The 19379-nt window shown below is 36.0% G+C and carries 13 protein-coding genes and 1 riboswitch; of the genes, 2 read left to right on the top strand and 11 right to left on the bottom strand.

Features of this window, described 5'->3' with window-relative positions; genetic code table 11:
* Positions 1 to 326: 326 nt before the first annotated feature.
* Together UGRO018_RS14465 and UGRO018_RS14460 are read right to left on the bottom strand one after the other, a co-directional pair.
* Positions 327 to 953: a GDSL-type esterase/lipase family protein gene (locus UGRO018_RS14465; RefSeq protein WP_416327205.1), complete on the bottom strand. Its 627-nt coding sequence runs from the start codon at positions 951 to 953 to the stop codon at positions 327 to 329.
* Between the two features lie 194 nt (positions 954 to 1147).
* A complete protein-coding gene (locus UGRO018_RS14460; protein ID WP_416327204.1) occupies positions 1148 to 2581 on the bottom strand; it encodes a GntR family transcriptional regulator in 1434 nt (477 codons plus the stop codon).
* A 207-nt stretch (positions 2582 to 2788) separates the two neighbouring features.
* On the opposite strand from UGRO018_RS14460, the gene UGRO018_RS14455 reads away from it, so the two are divergent.
* Both UGRO018_RS14455 and UGRO018_RS14450 read left to right on the top strand, forming a co-directional pair.
* Positions 2789 to 3448 (top strand): Crp/Fnr family transcriptional regulator, encoded by a 660-nt coding sequence (locus tag UGRO018_RS14455; RefSeq protein ID WP_416327203.1) that lies wholly within the window; start codon positions 2789 to 2791, stop codon positions 3446 to 3448.
* 66 nt (positions 3449 to 3514) lie between these two features.
* Positions 3515 to 3856, top strand: coding sequence for a DsrE family protein (locus UGRO018_RS14450; protein WP_416327202.1), 342 nt, complete (start codon positions 3515 to 3517; stop codon positions 3854 to 3856).
* A gap of 17 nt (positions 3857 to 3873) precedes the next feature.
* Here UGRO018_RS14450 and UGRO018_RS14445 read toward each other — a convergent pair whose 3' ends face one another.
* The 9 genes from UGRO018_RS14445 to UGRO018_RS14405 form a co-directional block, all read right to left on the bottom strand.
* A complete protein-coding gene (locus UGRO018_RS14445; RefSeq protein WP_416327201.1) occupies positions 3874 to 5490 on the bottom strand; it encodes a sensor domain-containing diguanylate cyclase/phosphohydrolase in 1617 nt (538 codons plus the stop codon).
* A gap of 14 nt (positions 5491 to 5504) precedes the next feature.
* A complete protein-coding gene (locus tag UGRO018_RS14440; RefSeq protein WP_416327200.1) occupies positions 5505 to 8360 on the bottom strand; it encodes a CheR family methyltransferase in 2856 nt (951 codons plus the stop codon).
* 62 nt (positions 8361 to 8422) lie between these two features.
* Positions 8423 to 10897 carry a diguanylate cyclase domain-containing protein gene (locus UGRO018_RS14435; RefSeq protein ID WP_416327199.1) on the bottom strand — a complete coding sequence of 825 codons (2475 nt, stop codon included), beginning with the start codon at positions 10895 to 10897 and terminating at the stop codon, positions 8423 to 8425.
* Between the two features lie 56 nt (positions 10898 to 10953).
* A riboswitch (cyclic di-GMP riboswitch) is annotated at positions 10954 to 11028 on the bottom strand.
* 79 nt (positions 11029 to 11107) lie between these two features.
* A complete protein-coding gene (locus UGRO018_RS14430; protein ID WP_416327198.1) occupies positions 11108 to 12388 on the bottom strand; it encodes an L-cysteine desulfidase family protein in 1281 nt (426 codons plus the stop codon).
* 84 nt (positions 12389 to 12472) lie between these two features.
* On the bottom strand, positions 12473 to 14707 hold the full coding sequence (locus tag UGRO018_RS14425; protein WP_416327197.1) for a bifunctional diguanylate cyclase/phosphodiesterase: 2235 nt from the start codon (positions 14705 to 14707) through the stop codon (positions 12473 to 12475).
* Between the two features lie 13 nt (positions 14708 to 14720).
* Positions 14721 to 15986: an ABC transporter substrate-binding protein gene (locus UGRO018_RS14420; protein ID WP_416327196.1), complete on the bottom strand. Its 1266-nt coding sequence runs from the start codon at positions 15984 to 15986 to the stop codon at positions 14721 to 14723.
* A gap of 133 nt (positions 15987 to 16119) precedes the next feature.
* Entirely contained in the window at positions 16120 to 16791 is a 672-nt protein-coding gene (locus tag UGRO018_RS14415; RefSeq protein WP_416327195.1) for an ABC transporter ATP-binding protein, read from the bottom strand.
* An 8-nt stretch (positions 16792 to 16799) separates the two neighbouring features.
* Positions 16800 to 18266 (bottom strand): ABC transporter permease, encoded by a 1467-nt coding sequence (locus tag UGRO018_RS14410; protein WP_416327194.1) that lies wholly within the window; start codon positions 18264 to 18266, stop codon positions 16800 to 16802.
* Between the two features lie 142 nt (positions 18267 to 18408).
* Complete coding sequence (locus UGRO018_RS14405; protein WP_416327193.1) at positions 18409 to 19272, bottom strand: YitT family protein; 864 nt, start codon at positions 19270 to 19272, stop codon at positions 18409 to 18411.
* Positions 19273 to 19379 lie beyond the last annotated feature (107 nt).

Raw genomic sequence — 19379 nt, 5'->3', positions numbered from 1 at the left:
TGAAATGCAAAAGGTGTAAGTATGAAGAATGAGCAGAAGAAGAAATCGCAGACGAATCGGCTACCTATCATCGCAAAACAAAGAAATACGAAATACTGCTTGAATGTCCAAAATGCCATGATGTAATGATTTGGCATAATAAAGAAATGAAAGTTGAACAATGGGGATCAGGATTTGATCCTGAAGATTTACCTTTTCAATTATCAACTTTTATAATGTCTTCTAAGCTAAAATGTTCATCTCAGATAACTTTTCAGCTTTTTTCTTTAGGTTTACTGTTAGAAGAACTTTCAAATGAAAAAAACGATTCAAACATGAATCGTTACTCAAGTTTCTGAATAAACACCTGCAGTGCTCGCCATATGCTTCATCCACATGGTATAGTAAGGATATTTTGGATGTACCCCATCAAATTCAAATACATCATCTTTCCATGACATTAAGATTTCATTATTGATGAAAGTTAAATGATATTTTTCACACATATTCATCAAGCCTTCATTGAATGCATCTAGAACCTTTCTACCCCCAAGACGATCCATGACATCCTGACGCATTGGTATGATAGAATTTATATAAATACATGTATGTGGTAATGTTTGCCTGATTCTTTGGATTTTTTCAGCATAAATTTCAATAAACGGCTCTACCTTTCCTTGAAAATGCAAGATATCATTTTTTCCAAATTCCATATAAATAATCTTAGGCTCTAGTACAAAAACTTTTTCTATATCTTCATCAATCATATCGATACATCTACCACGCTTTGCGATCACATTATTTTTTCTTAACAATCGAAAGTCTAAAATAGATTCCGCAATAGAATCTCCTAACAATACGCAATTCTCATAATAGGGAAGCATTTGATAAATCTCTTTTCCCTTTTTTTCCTCACGAATCACACGCTTGTAGGATTTTTCTTTTCTCAGCCTTTCATATTCCTTAATATCCATTCAAAGCACCCTCTCCAAAATCTCGTCTGTTTATCCTTGTACCACATGGTACATGTCTGTAATAATATTATATGACGAGCCAACTATTTTTACAACAAAAAAAGTCCTACTATAGCTGAATTTAGGTGTTTTTACAAAAATAATTCATATTTTTCGCTATATTCATAAAAATAATCGCAATATTCAAATAATTTTCACATGCTTTCATTGGTAGACTGATGCTTCATATATAAATATACCTCATTGGTATATTTACATATTTGACCCATGATTTCATCGATTTGTTGCGCTGCTTTTGACCATTTTCTGCCTCTTAACTCTTCTTCTAATAATTGAAAAGCTTCGATAAAGTCATAGATATCTTTGTTCATTGGATAAATACTTTGTACATAAACATGCCATGAAAAATCCTTTACCGCCTCTTGGTAAATAGAGGTAAGACAACTATTTTGTGTAAACATACATTTCATCAACGGTGTCAAATTTGGCGTGATGCCTTCATTCATAGATAATATGAGATCTTCAACTTGATCTTTGTTCCATTGTTGCATATAATGGACACCGATTCCTCTGATACATAAACGTAACAGTTGTAACACTTCACAATAATCCTTCACATGAGATAATATTTCGTCATTTCTGCATATTTCCAACTTATCCTTATCATCCACACAGATAAAGCTTCCTACCCCATTCACTGTATGGACAACATGGTAACGGTTTAATACGTCGATTGCCTTTCTAGATGTACGAACACTGACATGATATTGCTCAGCTAACTGTTCAAAAGTAGGAAGATCCTTCTTCTCTTCATATTTACCCAAATTAATGTCATTTAAGATATCTATAACAATATGTTGATAAAGATAATCTGGATGATACATCCAACGAAAAGGTATTGGATGAAATTCTATTTGATCATCTACATGATTTCTTATATATCTTTGTACTTGTTTTGAGATAGAACGTATCATGATCTTTACAGCTTTTTTCATCATCTTTGCTTCATGGCGCAAGACGAATTCCATGATGGTAGACATCATTTGTCCTAGAAAATGAACGGTACGCTTCACTTCACTTGAACGTAGCGTTTCTTTTGGCGCAATAATGGTCACAAATTCCATCATTTCTGTAAACAAATGGATCACATGCTGATTATCCAATAACGAGAACGCATATAAATAAATAGACATCAATATATCAAGTAATTCATAACTAGAGGCCAAGGTATCTGTTTTTAGCCTTTGTATCCTTCTTTTGATTTCTTCGATATTTTCTGCGGTGGCATTACGTAATGCTTCCTCAATTAATTCGGGCATGATATCTTCCATTACTTGAAAGATCTCAATCAGCGCAGGAAAACGTCCATACATTGCCTCCTGGAATATACGAAAATACTTCGGATCACGACTATCGAATATCACCCATGCATTTCTGCCCTTTTCTTGCTTGATAAAGCCATCTTCTTCTAATTTTCTTAATACACTACGCATCGTATTTCTACCGACAGAAAAATGCTCACATAGATTTGAAATTGAGGGGAGATCCTCTTGATTTTGATATTTTCCACAAGCGATGTCAATATACATCTTTTCGTATATACGCTGAGTTGTAATTGCTTCAGGCATACTATCCCCTTCTTTCTCGTTTTATTGTAGCATTTTCACTGTCTTGGTGTCACGCAAATTTTACATATCTGTAAATAAGCCCCTTATTCAATAAAATACATTCAAGATAAGCAACATGCTTTTTCTTCTTTCAGCATAAGATTTTTATCAGAAAGGATGTTATTTTCTCACTTTTTTGGTAAAATGTAAGAAAAGAAAGGACAGATTATGAACCGATTTGAAGACTATTATCGTTATGGAGAAAAAATGCTTGTTCATAAGGGAGAACATATCTATGATTCCATGGATGAGCATTATGCATATTTTTTACATTCCGGCATCTGTGCACTAAGCAGTATCAAGAAGAATGGTGAAACAAAAACGCATTTATATTTTATGGATCAGCGTGTGATCGGCTTTGCTCATTTCACTAGGCATTTATATACTCAGCATCGTGATTTAGCGAAAAATGCCCTTATGATCATCGCAAAAACAGATTGTATCGTCTATCGTTTAGATAGTGAGGTATTATGTAATTTAATGAAAACTGATCTTTTATTTACCAATTTATTGTTTGAAGTTTTATCTGAAAATTATCAGAATATCTTTTTACGATATCTACAAATGGAAGAGGAAAGTGTGCCTATTCGTGTTTGTATGTTTTTGATGGATTATGCGATTGAGGAACAAGGACAATATATCTTACCTAAGTTTTTTACACAGTCGGAGATTGCGGAATATCTGAATATCCACACGGTGACCTTATCTCGTGTGATGAGTTCCTTAAAACAATTGCATTGTGTATGTAAACAGGATCATCATTTGTATATTATTCAACCATCTATGATAAAAGCCATCATTCATAAGGAAGTAGAATTGACCTATTGACGAATGTAAGCCTTTTCTATTGTGGCCAATCGTGCTATAATGATTACTACGAGGAGGTATCCGAACATGAAGGTAATTTTTCACATTGATGAATTAAAGAAATGGGAATTAACAATTGGTAATGTTAAAAACATGTTACTGTATGGGAAGGAGAATCACGAAGCCTACACCATCGAAATCGTCGCAAATGCTGAGGCAGTTGAGTGTCTATGTCATCGCAATGATGAATTTCAAGCAGTCATGGAAAAGCTAAGTGAGGACGGTGTTTCTATCACCGCATGTCATCATGCATTGATGAGCAGAGGCATTTCCAATGGTGAACTGTACTCGTTTGTAGAAGTTGTACCTGCAGGTGTCGTAGAGCTTGCGAAAAAACAACAGGAAGGCTATTCCTATATCAAACCATAAAAAAGAAGACTATCCGCTCATTGGATAGTCTTTGTTCTTTTAAGGTACGCAATGAATTGCTCGCAAATTTCCGGATCATAGCGCTTCCCTTTCAGATTCTCATAATAAGCAATGGTTTCTTCCAAAGTTGTATGTTCATCGTCTTGATATCCCAACTCTAGTTTATGCCAATCATAGCCATCTACAACAGCAAGAAAACGTGCCAAATAAGGAATATCTTCTCCAGCTAATCCATAAGGATATCCACTACCATCCCACCATTCATGATGGTAAAGCTCGGCAGTCGCAATTTCTTCATAGCCAAACATAGATCGAATGATACGATTTCCGATTTGAGGATGGCGATAAAATTCTTTTTGATCTTCAGGAAGAAATTTCTTTTGTTCTTTTTCAATCACAGCATCATCAATTCCTACCATACCGATGTCATGAAGATATGCAAATCTTGCGATTTCATCTATGAAGTATTCATCCATTTCCATAAATTTTGCGAAATCGATTGCCATTTCCTGTACACGTAAAGAATGCCGTTCAATTCTTGGATGTGCTAAAAATAGCTTTTCCAACATCATGGTAACTACCATGCTTTTTTGTTGCGGACTTTGTAGTACTTTTTTAGAATACATGATATCTTCACTAAGCGCCGCAATGACATCTAATGTCTCATATGGGGTTACCTTACTGGCAACTCCATAGGAGATAGAAACCGGTATTCCTTGGATATCATACTTTCCGATGATAGCTTCGATATGTTCTAAAAATTGTTTTAATACCTTCATACTTGTCTTTGGACATATGATTGCGATTTCATCGCCTCCCATACGAATCAGTTTCCATTTTGAAGATATATTTTTCTGTAGGATATTGGTAACGGTCATGATGGCTTTGTCGCCGAATTCATGACCCAAAGTATCATTGATGATTTTCAATCCATCCAAATCAACAGAAGCAATCGAAATAGGAAGATTACTTGGACTGCTCTCTAGTTTTTTAATAAGTTCTACATAATATCGGCGATTATAAAGACCGGTCATAGCATCATGATAGCTCATTTTTAATATTTCATTTTGTTGACTTCTTAATTCGGTGATATCATTGATAATAGCACATATTAGATTACCGTGATCCTCTTCTTGTTCAACATAAGAATGATGATAAAATGGTTTGGCGATCATTGTGATATCCACAATTTCAGCTTCCATATTTTTTAGTTTTAATTCCACGATTTCCTTTTCAGAACCATTCATGATCTTTGTTTTCAGAAAATGAAAGGCATCTTGAAATTCCGGTAAGATGAATTCAGTGATTTTATGACGCATAATCAAAGAGGAGTTTACCTTAGAGCGTTGACAAAAAGTTTGATTAGCCTCCACGATCATATCATGATAATCAAATAAGACATAGCTTATGGGAGCCTCATGGAATAATAGCTGATATTTTTCCTTTAGCCAGGATAATTCCATATTTGCTCTCATAAGCTCTTCATTTTGATAATTCAGCTCTTGATGGTATATATTGACAGTTTCTATGATTTCTTCCAGACTCTGCCTTAATAATTGAGAATCTTTCACATCATTTTGCAATACTTGTTTGATATTTCTCTCAAGTTCTTTTTTTGAATACTTATTTTCCATGACGCATTCCCCTTTTATCGATGGTCAAGTACCGTCATATTACCTTGTAAGATACAAGCACTTCCATCACTATGTTTCTTTTCCACAAAAATTTGATCATATACCCATACATACATTTGATTCTCTGATAAGTAACGATACATAAATTCTAAACAACTTTTTCCTGATTTCACAAACTCCTCTAAAGCACTTTCTACATGTGTTCGATCATCAGGATGCACGTGGTTTAAAAAATCTTTCACATGGTAGTGACTACCATCTTTTACTTCCTCATTTGATTGGAAAGGATACCAAAGAAGTTGATGTTGTAGATCATAACGCCATGTTTCGATATCACATTTTTCTCTTTGCCAATATTGACGGCCATCTCGCTCAAAAGAAGAGCTTCGCATCATTCTAAGATCACTCGCTTCTAAGAAGGTAATGATGATACCTTCTACAGAATTAAATTCACTTCGGTATGGACGAATTCGAATGAGCCAATATTTACCATTGATCTCATAGATTTCCTTATCTATGCCTTCCAATGTCTGAAGAACGGTTTTTACATCTTCTTGCCAATTCGGATAATCATCCATTAAGGACAGATGAGAAATAGGACGTCCGATATCCATTTCCAAAATATGTGTAATTCGAGAGACTACTGGAGTTACCTTTCTGATTTTCAATTCATTATCCAGATAAATGGCACCGACTTCTACATTGATCAAAAGGTTATCCAGATCGGTATTCAATTGTGTCAGTTCATCGATCTTACTTTGATATTCGCTGTTGACGGTATACAATTCTTCATTGACACTCTGTAATTCTTCATTGGTACTTTGAAGCTCTTCATTTGCGGCCACAAGTTCTTCATTGCTGGATTGTAATTCTTCATTGGTTGTTTCAAGCTCTTCAATGGTTGCTTGTAGGTTTTCCTTACTAATACGTAGTTCTTCCTCTAATTCCGCAATTCGTCTGGCAATTTCTTCATTGGTATCAATCAGTTGAGGCTGTTCCTTGGTTTTCGCTTCTTTGATATCAAAAGTCAATAGGTAAAAGTTTGTTTTTGCCGCTACCAGGGTATATCCATTGATTAAGATGTTTTTTCCTTTGAATTCTGATAATTCACTCGCACAAATGGTCGCAACATTATCTTCTCCTGCATGTAAGCGACGGATGACACCACTCACAAATAAGCCTAATCCATTCGGTAAATTTGCATAAAGGTTTTGAGAAAATACTCCCGGCTTGAATTGTAAGATGCGATGAATATCACTTCCCATATAAATGATGTTATCCACGTCATTGATGATGATACTTGGCGGTGAAATCGCAGAAAATGCAGATTCTACGATTTTCTCGACCTTGATTCCATGGTTATCAATATTACGATAATCATTGCTTCTTAAAATATTAGAAAAATGCTCACTGAACCCATTGGCATTGATGATCATATTGCTGGTTGGTCTCACATCTTCTCTTTGACGATAGATCTTCCATTTTCTTGAAATCACTTCAAAAGACTCGTTCATTTCACCAATGGACTCACTACTTCCCATGAAAAGATGTCCACCGTTATTCAACGCAAAATAAAAGCGATATAAAAGCTCTTGTTGTACATAACTCTTTAGATAAATGAATAGATTACGGCAAATGATCAAATTCAAACGAGAAAAAGGAGGATCATTTAACACATTATGCGCAGAAAAAATGATCATCTTTCTGATTTCCGCATTGATACAATACCCATTTTCTTGTTTGGTAAAGTATTTTTCTAACAATGCCGGCTCTACATCCATGACCACACTGGCAGAATAAAAGCCTTGTGATGCCACGGACAGCGCAGCTCGATCAATATCTGTCGCAAATATCTTTACATCATAATCCAGATGATTTCTTTCCATATACTCATGAAGTAACATTGCGACGGAATATACTTCTTCTCCTGTCGAACAAGCAACAGACCATATACGTATGGCATTGTTCACAGGTTTCATTTTACAAATGACCTGAGATGCTAAAAAATCAAAGGCTTCCCGATCTCTGAAAAAACCGGTAACACCAATCAATAGCTCTTTGAATAAGGTTTCTTTTTCTTGATCTGAGCTGATCAAATAATTTAAATATTCTTCTAAATTATGAAACTGATTGATACTAACTCTACGTTCCATTCTTCGTATGATGGTATTTTCCTTATAGTTAGAAAAATCCATATGACAATATTCCTTCAACACATCTAAAATTTTAGATAGCGTATTCTTATGAAGGGGTTGATCTTGTATATCCTCTGCATGGATATATGGATGTTGGATAAAACCTAACATCGCCTTAGGCATTTTTCCAGGTGGCAATACATAATCAGTCATACCTGTGGCAATACAGCTTAGTGGCATACTATTAAATGCAGCTGTTTTAGGCTCTTGTACCATGATCATACCACCATATTCCTTGATATCACGAATACCAAGAGAACCATCACTTCCCGCACCGCTTAATACGATTGCGATCGCATGCTTTCCACAATCCTTGGCAAGAGAACGGAAAAAGTTATCAATCGCTAAATTGATACCGTTGACGTTATTTTGTTCACTCAAAATCAATCGCCCTTCTTTGATAGACAACTCTTTTTTGGGTGGAATTAAATAAACATGGTTAGGAATAACTTCTTCATCATTTTCCGCTACATGCACTTCCATGCTTGTATATCTAGATAATAATTCACTCATAAGACTTTTATAATCCGGAGAAAGATGTTGTATTACTACATAGGCACAGCCAGAATTATCCGGAATACTTTTAAAAAGATCCTGTAAGGCTTCTAAGCCACCGGCACTTGCTCCTACTCCTACAACGTAGAAAGGATCATGTATTTGATTGATTGTTTTCATAACACACCTCTTCATATGATGCCTTTTATTATATCATTGTTTGTAAAACTTTTCCTTATATTTTATTGAATATGGTATTGATTTCTTCCTTGACGTTTAGATTCATACAATAAGCTGTCTGCTTTCTCCATCATATCAGAAATATCATCACCGCATTTTGTATAAACGCCACCCATACTAATGGTTAATGCTGTTTGTTTCTCTTTTGCGAATGCAACATGTTTCATTCTTTCCAACAGCGTTTCGCATAAAGAACACATCTCCTCATGTGAGATATTAGGCATAAAGATAACAAATTCATCTCCACCGAATCTCGATACGATACCATTTGAAAATATCTCACTTAATAGATTTGATGTTTCAATCAAAACCTCATCTCCCGCAAAATGTCCATATGCATCGTTGACATCTTTAAAGTGATCCAAATCGATCATCATCAATGCACCAGGATGTGTCTTCATCTTTTCTTCGATATTGAAAAGACCCCCTGCTCGATTAAACACCCTCGTTAAAGGATCGGTATAACTATCCTTTACCAGTTGTTCTTTTTCTAACTTTTGTTCCTGTATATCCAAAACCTTACCGATTGCGTAGACCGGACGTTCTTTTCCGGTCGTCGTATCTTTGATGATTTTAATGATCAACTGATACCAGCGCTCATTTCCATCGATCATACGGATTAAGATTTCATCATTAAAATCTTCTGCTTGTTTCAAATAATGCTGTAACACAGATAAAACCATATGTTCATTGATTTCCTGCTTCGCTGCTTCCGCTTGGAAATGATCCAAAACTTCCATATGTGCGATCTTTCCGATCCCACTACTACTGATTTTCATAGTATCTTTTAAATAATGATATTCAAAGGTCATTTCCCCTGTAATCATAGACAATGACAGATAGCGACGATATTCTAATTCCACAGCATGTTTCATTTCTAACTGTCTACGATAATATACAAAAATAATAGTGATGATCCCTGCCAAAAGCAACACGGTCACTAGAATCGTTTGTGGTAGATGGGTACGTACGTAATAAGGTATATCAAAGGATTGTTCAATATATCCATTCTCATAGATCATCGCATTTAAAGCACTATCATCTAAGGTCTGAATACCTTTATTGACGATACTCAATAAAGTAAGATCATTATTTTTCACGATACCGTATGCATATTGACTTTTTAAATAGTCTGATGTAGTAAAAGTGGTGATATTGGTCGTATGAAGTTTGTTCATATAATAGGTTGTCTGATATGCATCAAGATAAGCATAATCTAACTTCCCTTTTTCGATATCCTTTATCATATCTTCGATTGATTCATAATAAGATAGGTTTTGATTGTTATCGTGTACCTCTGCATGATAATATGTCAACCCTTTTACTTGTTCATCCAAAGCATTGATATTGGTATCCTTACCCGCCACCAGCAATAAATTACTTGTCATATAAGGGGATGTCAAATTCACTTTCACATGATCTGCAAAAGTACTGTCATAAGGCAATCCCAGCAACAAATCAATATGCTCACTTTCCAGTATCCTTTGATAATCGTCATGATTTTTTGCGATGACATATTCAAAAGTCAACCCTGTTTGTGAGGCAATTCGATCTAAGATATCTTTTCCTACACCTACTGCGTTATTTTCCCATATACGTTCCATTGGCGCAAACCCGTCTTTTACCAAAACACGAACCGTTGTATGCTGTTCGATATATTCTTTTTCTTTCTCATTTAAGATGATCTTATCTAATTGTTTCGAGAAATATCGATTGTATAAAGTTGTCGTCAATAATGGGTTGATCTTAGAAACATTTAAAATCGCTTGATTCAATTCGGTAACGTTTTCATAATTGCCTTTGGTTGTGGCAAAGTAAAAGGAATCAGGTGAGAACCTGGTGATACTACGATATCCTTTTGGGGTTTCTAAATCTACGCCAAGCATAAAATCAGCTTTTCCATCTTCCATATATTGCAGAATTTCTTTTTCTGTTCCTGAAAGCTTCGTATACGTAAATCCATTCATTTCCGCAAATTGATCGAGTTTCGCTATACGATTGGTTGCGGTATTCAAAACGGCAATTTTAATATCTTTCTTTGAAAACAAAGAGCTTTGATCATAATAATCACTATCTTCTTTTACCAATAAAACATTATAGGCACTCCCATAGGGTTCACTTGGATAATCAAATAATTCAGCCATCGCATCGTTATAGCGCATACTTCCAAGAAGATCGATCTCTCCTTTCGTAAGCATATCCAGCAAGGTGCTTATTTGGTTATTCAAATCACCCTCTACCTCTACAAATTCATATTGCCAACCGGTATATTGTGCTAATTGCATAAGATAGTCATATGTATAGCCATAATAATTGCCTTCTTCATCTTTCATCGTTAATCCTTCTTGAATTGGATAGCCGATACGTACCACTTTCTTTTCCGCTGCTTTGATACAGGAAAAAGACATCATCGATGCACATAGGATGATCAATACCATAATGTGACTGAAGATCTGCTTTATTTTGTATGTTTTCATAGCTCCTCCATCTCATAAAAAAATGCTGAAGACAGCATACAAAAAAGAGAAAATCATTTTGCAGCTGGCTGTCCTATCTGGACCCTCTAGTTTTGCGTCCCTACCTTCCGACAGGTTTGCTTATCAAGTTGTCATTTTTATTATAACCCTAACTGTGAAAAAAAGGAATGCTATTCCCTAAGTTTTCGAGAATTTTACTCCTTTTTGTGTTTATGATGTTGTTTTGATCATCAATTCGATGATTTCATTGTCTGTTTCTTTCATTCCTTTTCTGGCAAGCTCTCCTACACTTTCGATAGTAGCCTCAATTCCCTTCTGTACGATACCTTCCCCACAATAAAATTGTTTACCGCATCGATACATATAACATCCCATGATACCTGCATCAACAGCACTGGCAATTTTCGCTGCACAACTTGGTTTTGCGCCATCACAAATTATACCACTTGTGATAGCCAACGCATTAACGATGGTATGCGTGATATCTTGATAATCCCCTCCCAACAAATATGCGATTCCAGCACCCGCACCAGCACCGGCACTGACTGCACCACAATATGCAGAAAGTCTGCCGATATGTATCTTTTGATAAATCGTAGAAAGATTGCTGATCAAGAGGGAACGATATAGCTGTTCCTTACTACAACGCAATTCCTTTGCATACACAATGACCGGTAAGGAAGCACTCATTCCTTGATTTCCACTTCCACTATTGATGATCACAGGTAATTCACAACCACTCATTCTGGCATCGCTTCCGGCTGCGGCCATCGCTCTTGCTTTTACCTGTACACTATCACCATAGACATTAAGCAACATATTCGCAATTCCAGCTCCATAATTTTGTTCTATGCCTTCTCGTGCGATTCTCGTATTATAATCGATTTGACGTTGCAAGATATCTTTGACATCATCTAAATCTGCACTTATCGCAAAATCATAAATTGCTTCCATAGACAAAGATGCATAACATGGATCCTTTTGCTCACTGTCACAAATTCCTTTTTCAAATAACACTTCTTGATTCTTTTCTATCAAGACCACGTTGTTATGTTCTTGTGCAACCTTAACCTTAGCATAGTTTTGATCATTTGATACGACCACTTCTAGCTCTAAAGCATGTTCTCCTTCCAATGCATGTACCTGTATTTGTTTTTCTTTTAGAAAAACATCCAATGCTTCTCGTTGTTCGTCATTTACCTTGCTTATGACTTCCAGATTTTTATCTGAATCCCCGGCTACGATACCAATCGCTGCGGCAACCGCAATTCCCTTACGGCCTTGTGTATTTGGCACGACCACACTTTTGACATTCTTGATGATATTACCACTTGCATAAACATCTACACGTTGTATCGGCTCTTGTAATATCTTTCTAGCAAGTGCTGCTGCATAGGCAATCGCAATCGGTTCCGTACAGCCCATTGCCGGAATCAATTCCTTTTTTAAAACCTCTACATAATCCTGATAACGCTGATCCTTTTTATCCATATGCTTACTCCTTCGATATCTCTTATATTTTACCATGCGTCATGAAAAAGGAACAGATGAAAAACCAAAAAAAGCACATCTATGTTAATCATAAATGTGCAATGTTTCCGTCACTAATCGTTTATCAAACTCTGATATTGGCATCGGTCTTGCGAAAACGAATCCTTGGATCATATCACAACCTACTTCCTTTAAAAAGGTAAGCTGTTCTTCACTTTCAACACCTTCTGCCACCGTCTTTAGATGTATTCTTTTGGCCATTTCAATGATAGAGCGAACAATTTCCTGACTACGACTCACATCATAACTATTACGTAAGAATACACCATCCAATTTTAAAACATCAAAAGGAAGATCCTTTAATACATTTAAAGAAGAATAGCCTGATCCAAAATCATCTATAGAACAGGTAAGACCACTTCTCTGTAATTGCATAACGATCGTTCTAACCTGATCGATATCATACAATAAGATATTCTCTGTAATTTCCAATTCTATCAAACCATCTGGTATCGCATACGCATCTTTGATTTTTATATAACGCTCAACAAAGTCAGGTTGATGGAAATGCATACGAGATATATTTACAGAAATAGGTACCATTGCCTCGTTCTTTTTCAATCGATTTCCCAAATAACGACAGACCTCTTCAAAAATGTATTCATCTAATTTTAAGATAAAGCCGTTTTTTTCAAAGACAGGTATAAAGTCACCCGGCATAATCATATGATCTTGTTCGATCCAACGTACCAAGGCTTCTGCCCCCATCAATACGTGACCACTCACATCATACTTTGGCTGTAAATAGCATTGAAATTCTCGTTGTGCCAAGGCCTTTTCCATCTTGTTTTCAATATCTGCCTTCTTCAACATTTGATCATGCATAGCTTTATTGTAAAAGGCATAGCAATTCGGAGAATCAGCCTTCACACGATTTAACGCAAGATGACTTCGATCGATCCAACCATCTACATTGGAAAGTTCAATGGATGGATCACAATCACAGATTCCGATACGCACCATAACGGTACGCTCACTTTGCTTTGTTGCATGATGTAATGATATAGATTGATTGATATGTTCACAAAACGCCATCAGTTCTGCCTGTTGTAGACAATGTAGCATGATCAAAAATTTATCAGCATTGATACGACAAATAATGCCATCCTTTCCCACCAATTCTTTTAACGCTTCCGCCAACTGCTTCAAAATTTCATCTCCATAATGATAGCCATACATTTCGTTGATGATTTTGAAATCGGCGATATCCAGATATAGCATATACCAATTCTTAGATTCCTTTAATAACTCTTCCGCCTTCATTTTAAAGCGTTGATAAGTATAAAGCTGAGTCAAATCATCATAATACGCCATACGTTCCAATTCTTCTTTATGTCTATGATTGGATCTTAAATACATCCATACCAAGCACCCTATGACGAATACGATTCCTGTACATAATAAGATGGTTGAAAAAATGATGTGATTGGCCTGTTTCATGATGGCTGCATTGGGAATGATCGATACCATGAACCAATCCTCACTATCTTTGATCGGCACATAACAAAAAACATTAGACTCATCCTGATAATCAAATTGCGCTATTCCCTTTCCTTTTTCCTTGAGCGTTTGTTGAAAGGAATGAATGATCGATTCATCATTACCGGAAAGATCGATCAAATCAAACAAGTTTTGAAAAGTTCGATTTGAATTTGGATGAGAGCTACGTAATAATATCATACCCTCAGAATCAATAATATAGGAAAAACCTAGGTCATTGAAAAAAGATAAGGAAAAATTTTGAGCCATATAGCTTTCCTTTGTTTCCTTGATCATAACACCTTTTCTTCCCTCATAGCTACCTTTCACAAAGGTCGCAAACATCTTTACTCCTGTGGTATCCTCAAAGTATGGTTCTATAAGGCCTTCTTCTTTATCATTATTTAAGATCAGATCATGTTGTAATTTTGAAATTTCAGAAACCCCATGACTACTGTAGCATTTGTTTTGTTTCAAATCCAGAAACAAATATTGACTTCCTTCTTTTTTTACTAATGCGCTTAATTGTTCTAGGGTTGTCGCTTCATCTCTTTTTTCTTCTAGCATATGACTCAATACATTTCTTGAATTGGTGATTTCTTTACTTACATAAATATCAAATGCTTTTTCCTCTTGGCTGGTAGCTTCCAATATATCATTTACGGATTGTTGCCAAAGCGATTCATGAACATATTCATTGTAAATAAACATCGATCCCAATACAAATACGATTGCAATCATATACAGCGCTATCATTTTCTTTGTGTTTTCCTTTTTCATCACGCTACACCCCTTATGGCTCATAAGCTTGAATCAAATCCATGGCAGCCTTGACTCCTTTTCCTTCTAACAATGTTTTCATACCTTCCCTTGTTAAGCTCCACAATGGAATTTGGATACGTACATCGCTTCCAAGAATCAAGGTTTCTTCATTCATTGAACTACTTAATGGTTGTATCTTGATATCATCAGCAATTCTGGTTTCTTTCAAAGGACTAAAAGAAGCTTGTGAATTGACAAATTTCCACATCACATCTTCTCGTGTCAGATATTCCATAAACTTCTTTGCTTCCTTCACATGCGCTCCTTTCGCATTGACACAAACTCTGGTATCGATATTGGTGACCAAAACAGCACGATCATCCAGTATAGGATAAGGATACACTTGAAAATTCAGATCTGGTGCATCTTTTTCTACTCTCACAGCAGCCCATGCCCCTGTTAGCATGAAAGGTTGTTCTCCTTTTTCAAATTGTGCTAGATCATCTTTTGTTTTCTCTGTATGAATAGCCAATGAAGCATCTACAAAATGACGATCGATCAACATCTGTACATATGCATACCCCTGTGTCAGCTCATCATATAACAGGGTCGGATCTTGATTTCGTTGTTGGAATGCTTCTTTACTTTGATCACTTTGATAAAGCGAGGATAACCCTTTTGCGATAGCAACTGTTTTTAATGAGATATCATTGTTCGCAATGATCGGCGTTATTCCTTGATCTACAAAATATTGACACACTTCCATAAACTCTTCATTGTTTTTCGGAACATTTTGTTGATGTTGCTTTAATAAGTCCATGTTGCAATATAACCCAAATGCAGAAATACTGGTTGGCACAAAAGGAATGCTACCATCACTTTGTTTCATTTGTTCATAGGATATCGTACTGTAATTTGAAATTGAAGATAGATCCCCAAGATCCTCAAAAATACCACTATGTTTCCATTTCTTCAAATTATCCTCATCGATCATAAAAATATCATCTAAATTACCGGAAGTGATCCGTTTGGAAAGGATGTCATAATATTCTACTCCCTTTACGCTTTCATAAGTGATATTGATATGAGGATTTTCTTTCATATAATCTTGTAGGATCTCTTCAATTGCCTGTACATTGACCGCCTCTGTTTTGAAACCGAAAAACTTCAGTTCTATCTGATCGCTTTGATGTTGTGATACAACTGTATTTCTGGAATTCTTTTGACATCCGCACATAAATATAACCAACAGACATATGGATATCCCTGAATAAATCAGTTTTCGCCCTCGTTTCATAAGATACTCCTTCGTTTTGATATTATTATATCATCATCTTTCATAAAAACATATTCTAATGTATATGTTTTACCTATAAAAGCAAAAAAAAGTGGATGTTCCAGTCAACTGTAACCTCATCCACTTTATATTCTCACATCTTTTTCTTTTGACGCCCTGTTTTCTTTACAGTTTGTAACATATAAATTTCATCTGCTTCTTCTGCGACCTCTTTGGAATGGGTAACGATGATGATACATCGTCCATCAGATGCCAATTGATGAAATATTTGCATGATTTCCGCTTGTGTTTCTTCATCTAAATTACCGGTCGGCTCATCCGCAAGGATCACCTTTGGATCATAAGAAAGACATCGTGCGATTGCTACTCTTTGTTGCTGTCCCCCACTCAACTTTAAGATCCTTCGATTGGCCTCTTCTTCATCAAGACCTACTTTTGCCAATAAGCGAAGTGCTTCTGCCTTTTTATCTGTCTTTTTTTTACCTGCAATTTCCATAGACAACATGACATTTTCCAATGCAGTTAAATGCATCAACAGGTTATAGCTTTGAAAGATGACACCGACATAATGACTACGATAAGAATAGGGATCCATATCGGTAATATCTTTACCTTCATACAGTATCTGGCCCTCACTTGGTTTTGTCAACAAGCTCATCATAGATAACAACGTCGTTTTTCCTGCACCGCTTTTTCCGACCACTGCATAGATCGTACCATCTTGAAAGGTATAATTCATATGTTCGATGACATTTTGTTTTCCTGTATACGAATAACTGACATCCTTTAATTGTAAGATTTCCATTTTCACACCTACTCTCTATCGGATAGTATCTTCAATGGTTCATAACGAAGAATACCCATCATTGCTAACATCGCACTCATCAATGTTAATAAAACAGCAACAACACACACCTGAAGAACCACATAAACATCGGTTGCAGAATTTATCTCCATCAGATATTGCTGTCCTTTTCCCATAACACCTTGAAAACCATTCTCATCCGGTTTTGAAAGTTCTTCTGGTTCTTGCTTCATACCAAAGCCACCTCTTTCTTGTGACATTGTTGTTTGAGCGGTTTTCTCTAACAAAGTATTGGTCACCGGAACACTGAGCATTGCGCCAATACCACTACCGATCAACATCGATACCATGGTAACAACAAAGATTTCACAAATAAATTGCATAGAGATTTTTTTCTTATTCATACCGATTGCCGCCAACACACCGATTTCATATTTACGCTCTCTGATATGATACATATGCAATACTGCCAGAATACATCCGCCGATGATAAGGATCACTACCAAAAATATGGTCGCATACTCACTCAAACTAACAAGTGGCTGTAGGCTTTGTTCATACTGTGTAACATCTTGTGAAGAAACGGTATATTCTTCGGATAGACCCAATGCTTGTGCTTGCGCCTCAAATGCTTCGTATTGTTCCAAATCTTCAAAGACATAGGTACCATTCACCGTTGCTACCATTGCACTATCATTGCTTGCCTCTTTGGAAGCAGTTACGATAGCATCTAATGAAGTTACACTTGTATAGATCTGATTGGCAGGATCACTCATCATTCTCCCCATCTCCATGCCTGTAGCATTTGATGTATAGAAACCAGTTATGGTAAAGGTATGCACATCCTTTTCATTATCCGGATTCACAAGTTTGATCTGATCTTGGAGCTTCAAATTGTTATAAGTTGCTAATTCTTCTGAGATGATACATTCATCTTTGCTATCTTCATCAAAAACAGTACCCTCGCTGATGGTTGCATTGCCATTCACAAAGTCACTCATTGCTTCATGAGAACTATAACCGATTACAGTGAAATCACTTTGATTCATATCCATACCTTTTCCCATGCCCTGTGGACGATCATTAGAGATGCTACTTTCGATTGGTTCTAAGCCTTCTCCATTGATAGAAAGACTTTTGGTATAATAAAAATCTTTCACACTTTCCGCCTTGGCATAAGTTTCAAGCTCATCTAAGCTTAAGGATGAAATTTGATTCAACATTTCCTTTGGATCTATGTTTTGCACTTCTTCATTTTCTTGCCTTCCTTGTTTCATCACAGACATACGATCTACACCAATGCTTGCGGTGATATTCAGTGCATCTAGGCCTTCTTTCCTTTGTTGATTTGCTGCTTGACGAATAGATAATGCCAAACAACAAGACAATCCGATCACAAACGCAATGATACCCAAAAGAATATTCTTCCCAAGATTTCGACATACATTACGCCATGCATTTTTTATGATATACATATTGATATCCTCCTTGCACAGTAAAGCATAAAGAAACATTGTGATGACTATGTGAACGATAAATGAAAAAAACTGGAGTATCCTATTTTATTATCTTAAAAAAAAGAAAACACGGTCAACTTTGTGTTTTCTTTTCCCCTTATTATTCAATCGGAACTTGATAAAATCTTCCTTCTACATATTCTGTTTTGGTCACATTCACAAAACTAGAAGGATCAATTTCTCTGATTCTTGTGACTAATCTTTTTACGGAAGTAGAATCTACTACGGTATACAGCATTGCCCTTGGCTGACCATAATAAGTACCGATTCCGTCTAATCGTGTTACCCCATGATGGGTAGAATATTGAATTTCCTCTACCACGATATTAGGATTGCTCGTGATAATAAACAAAGTCATTTGCTTATATCGTTTATGTATCGTATTGACTACTTGTGTACTACAAAATTGAAATATAATGGAATACAATGCCTTATCCCATCCAAACAGATAACCTGCAGCTGCTAGCATCACTGCATTCATACCAAGGATATAGTTCCAAGCAGGCTGTCCTGTCTTTTTACTGATCCACATAGCGATAAAATCGGTTCCTCCACTACTTGCATTCCCCTTTAATGCGATACCTAATGCAATACCTTGTAAGATACCACCAAAGATCGTGATCAATAGAATATCTTCCGTAATATTGGTGCTAGGTATCAAATCAACAAACACACCGGTTAAAAAGATCATCAAACAAGAATAAATCGTGAACTTCTTTCCAACCATTTTAAACCCGATAAACGCAGGAATTGCATTCAGCGAAAAGTTGACGAGGGAATACGGTAGCTGTATTTGTAAGAATTGTTCAAAAAAACGTTGAATGAAAACCGTTAATCCTGTAAATCCACCCGGAAATAAGCCTCCTGCATTGATGAAGGTGTTGATGTTTAATGCGCATAGAAAGGAAGCAATCACCACACATAGTACCGTAACGATATCCTTTCTACTAAAAGTTTCTTTCATGTACCCTTAATCTCCTTACTCTTTAAAAGCATATATATTATACACTCATTTTCATTTATTTCTACCCTTTTTATGATGATTTATGTGTGATCCTTTTTTCAGGCAAC

The organism is Hoskinsella mucinilytica (genome assembly GCF_045223415.1).
Lineage (GTDB): Bacteria > Bacillota_I > Bacilli_A > Erysipelotrichales > Erysipelotrichaceae > Hoskinsella > Hoskinsella mucinilytica.
The sequence above is the reverse complement of the archived record's forward strand: the minus strand, read 5'-3'. Positions and strand labels throughout refer to the sequence as shown.

Excerpts from the sequence above, each read along its gene's own strand:
- UGRO018_RS14465 (WP_416327205.1), bottom strand. The coding sequence starts at position 953 with ATGGATATTAAGGAATATGAAAGGCTGAGAAAAGAAAAATCCTACAAG.
- UGRO018_RS14460 (WP_416327204.1), bottom strand. The coding sequence starts at position 2,581 with ATGCCTGAAGCAATTACAACTCAGCGTATATACGAAAAGATGTATATT.
- UGRO018_RS14455 (WP_416327203.1), top strand. The coding sequence starts at position 2,789 with ATGAACCGATTTGAAGACTATTATCGTTATGGAGAAAAAATGCTTGTT.
- UGRO018_RS14450 (WP_416327202.1), top strand. The coding sequence starts at position 3,515 with ATGAAGGTAATTTTTCACATTGATGAATTAAAGAAATGGGAATTAACA.
- UGRO018_RS14445 (WP_416327201.1), bottom strand. The coding sequence starts at position 5,490 with ATGGAAAATAAGTATTCAAAAAAAGAACTTGAGAGAAATATCAAACAA.
- UGRO018_RS14440 (WP_416327200.1), bottom strand. The coding sequence starts at position 8,360 with ATGAAAACAATCAATCAAATACATGATCCTTTCTACGTTGTAGGAGTA.
- UGRO018_RS14435 (WP_416327199.1), bottom strand. The coding sequence starts at position 10,897 with ATGAAAACATACAAAATAAAGCAGATCTTCAGTCACATTATGGTATTG.
- UGRO018_RS14430 (WP_416327198.1), bottom strand. The coding sequence starts at position 12,388 with ATGGATAAAAAGGATCAGCGTTATCAGGATTATGTAGAGGTTTTAAAA.
- UGRO018_RS14425 (WP_416327197.1), bottom strand. The coding sequence starts at position 14,707 with ATGAAAAAGGAAAACACAAAGAAAATGATAGCGCTGTATATGATTGCA.
- UGRO018_RS14420 (WP_416327196.1), bottom strand. The coding sequence starts at position 15,986 with ATGAAACGAGGGCGAAAACTGATTTATTCAGGGATATCCATATGTCTG.
- UGRO018_RS14415 (WP_416327195.1), bottom strand. The coding sequence starts at position 16,791 with ATGGAAATCTTACAATTAAAGGATGTCAGTTATTCGTATACAGGAAAA.
- UGRO018_RS14410 (WP_416327194.1), bottom strand. The coding sequence starts at position 18,266 with ATGTATATCATAAAAAATGCATGGCGTAATGTATGTCGAAATCTTGGG.
- UGRO018_RS14405 (WP_416327193.1), bottom strand. The coding sequence starts at position 19,272 with ATGAAAGAAACTTTTAGTAGAAAGGATATCGTTACGGTACTATGTGTG.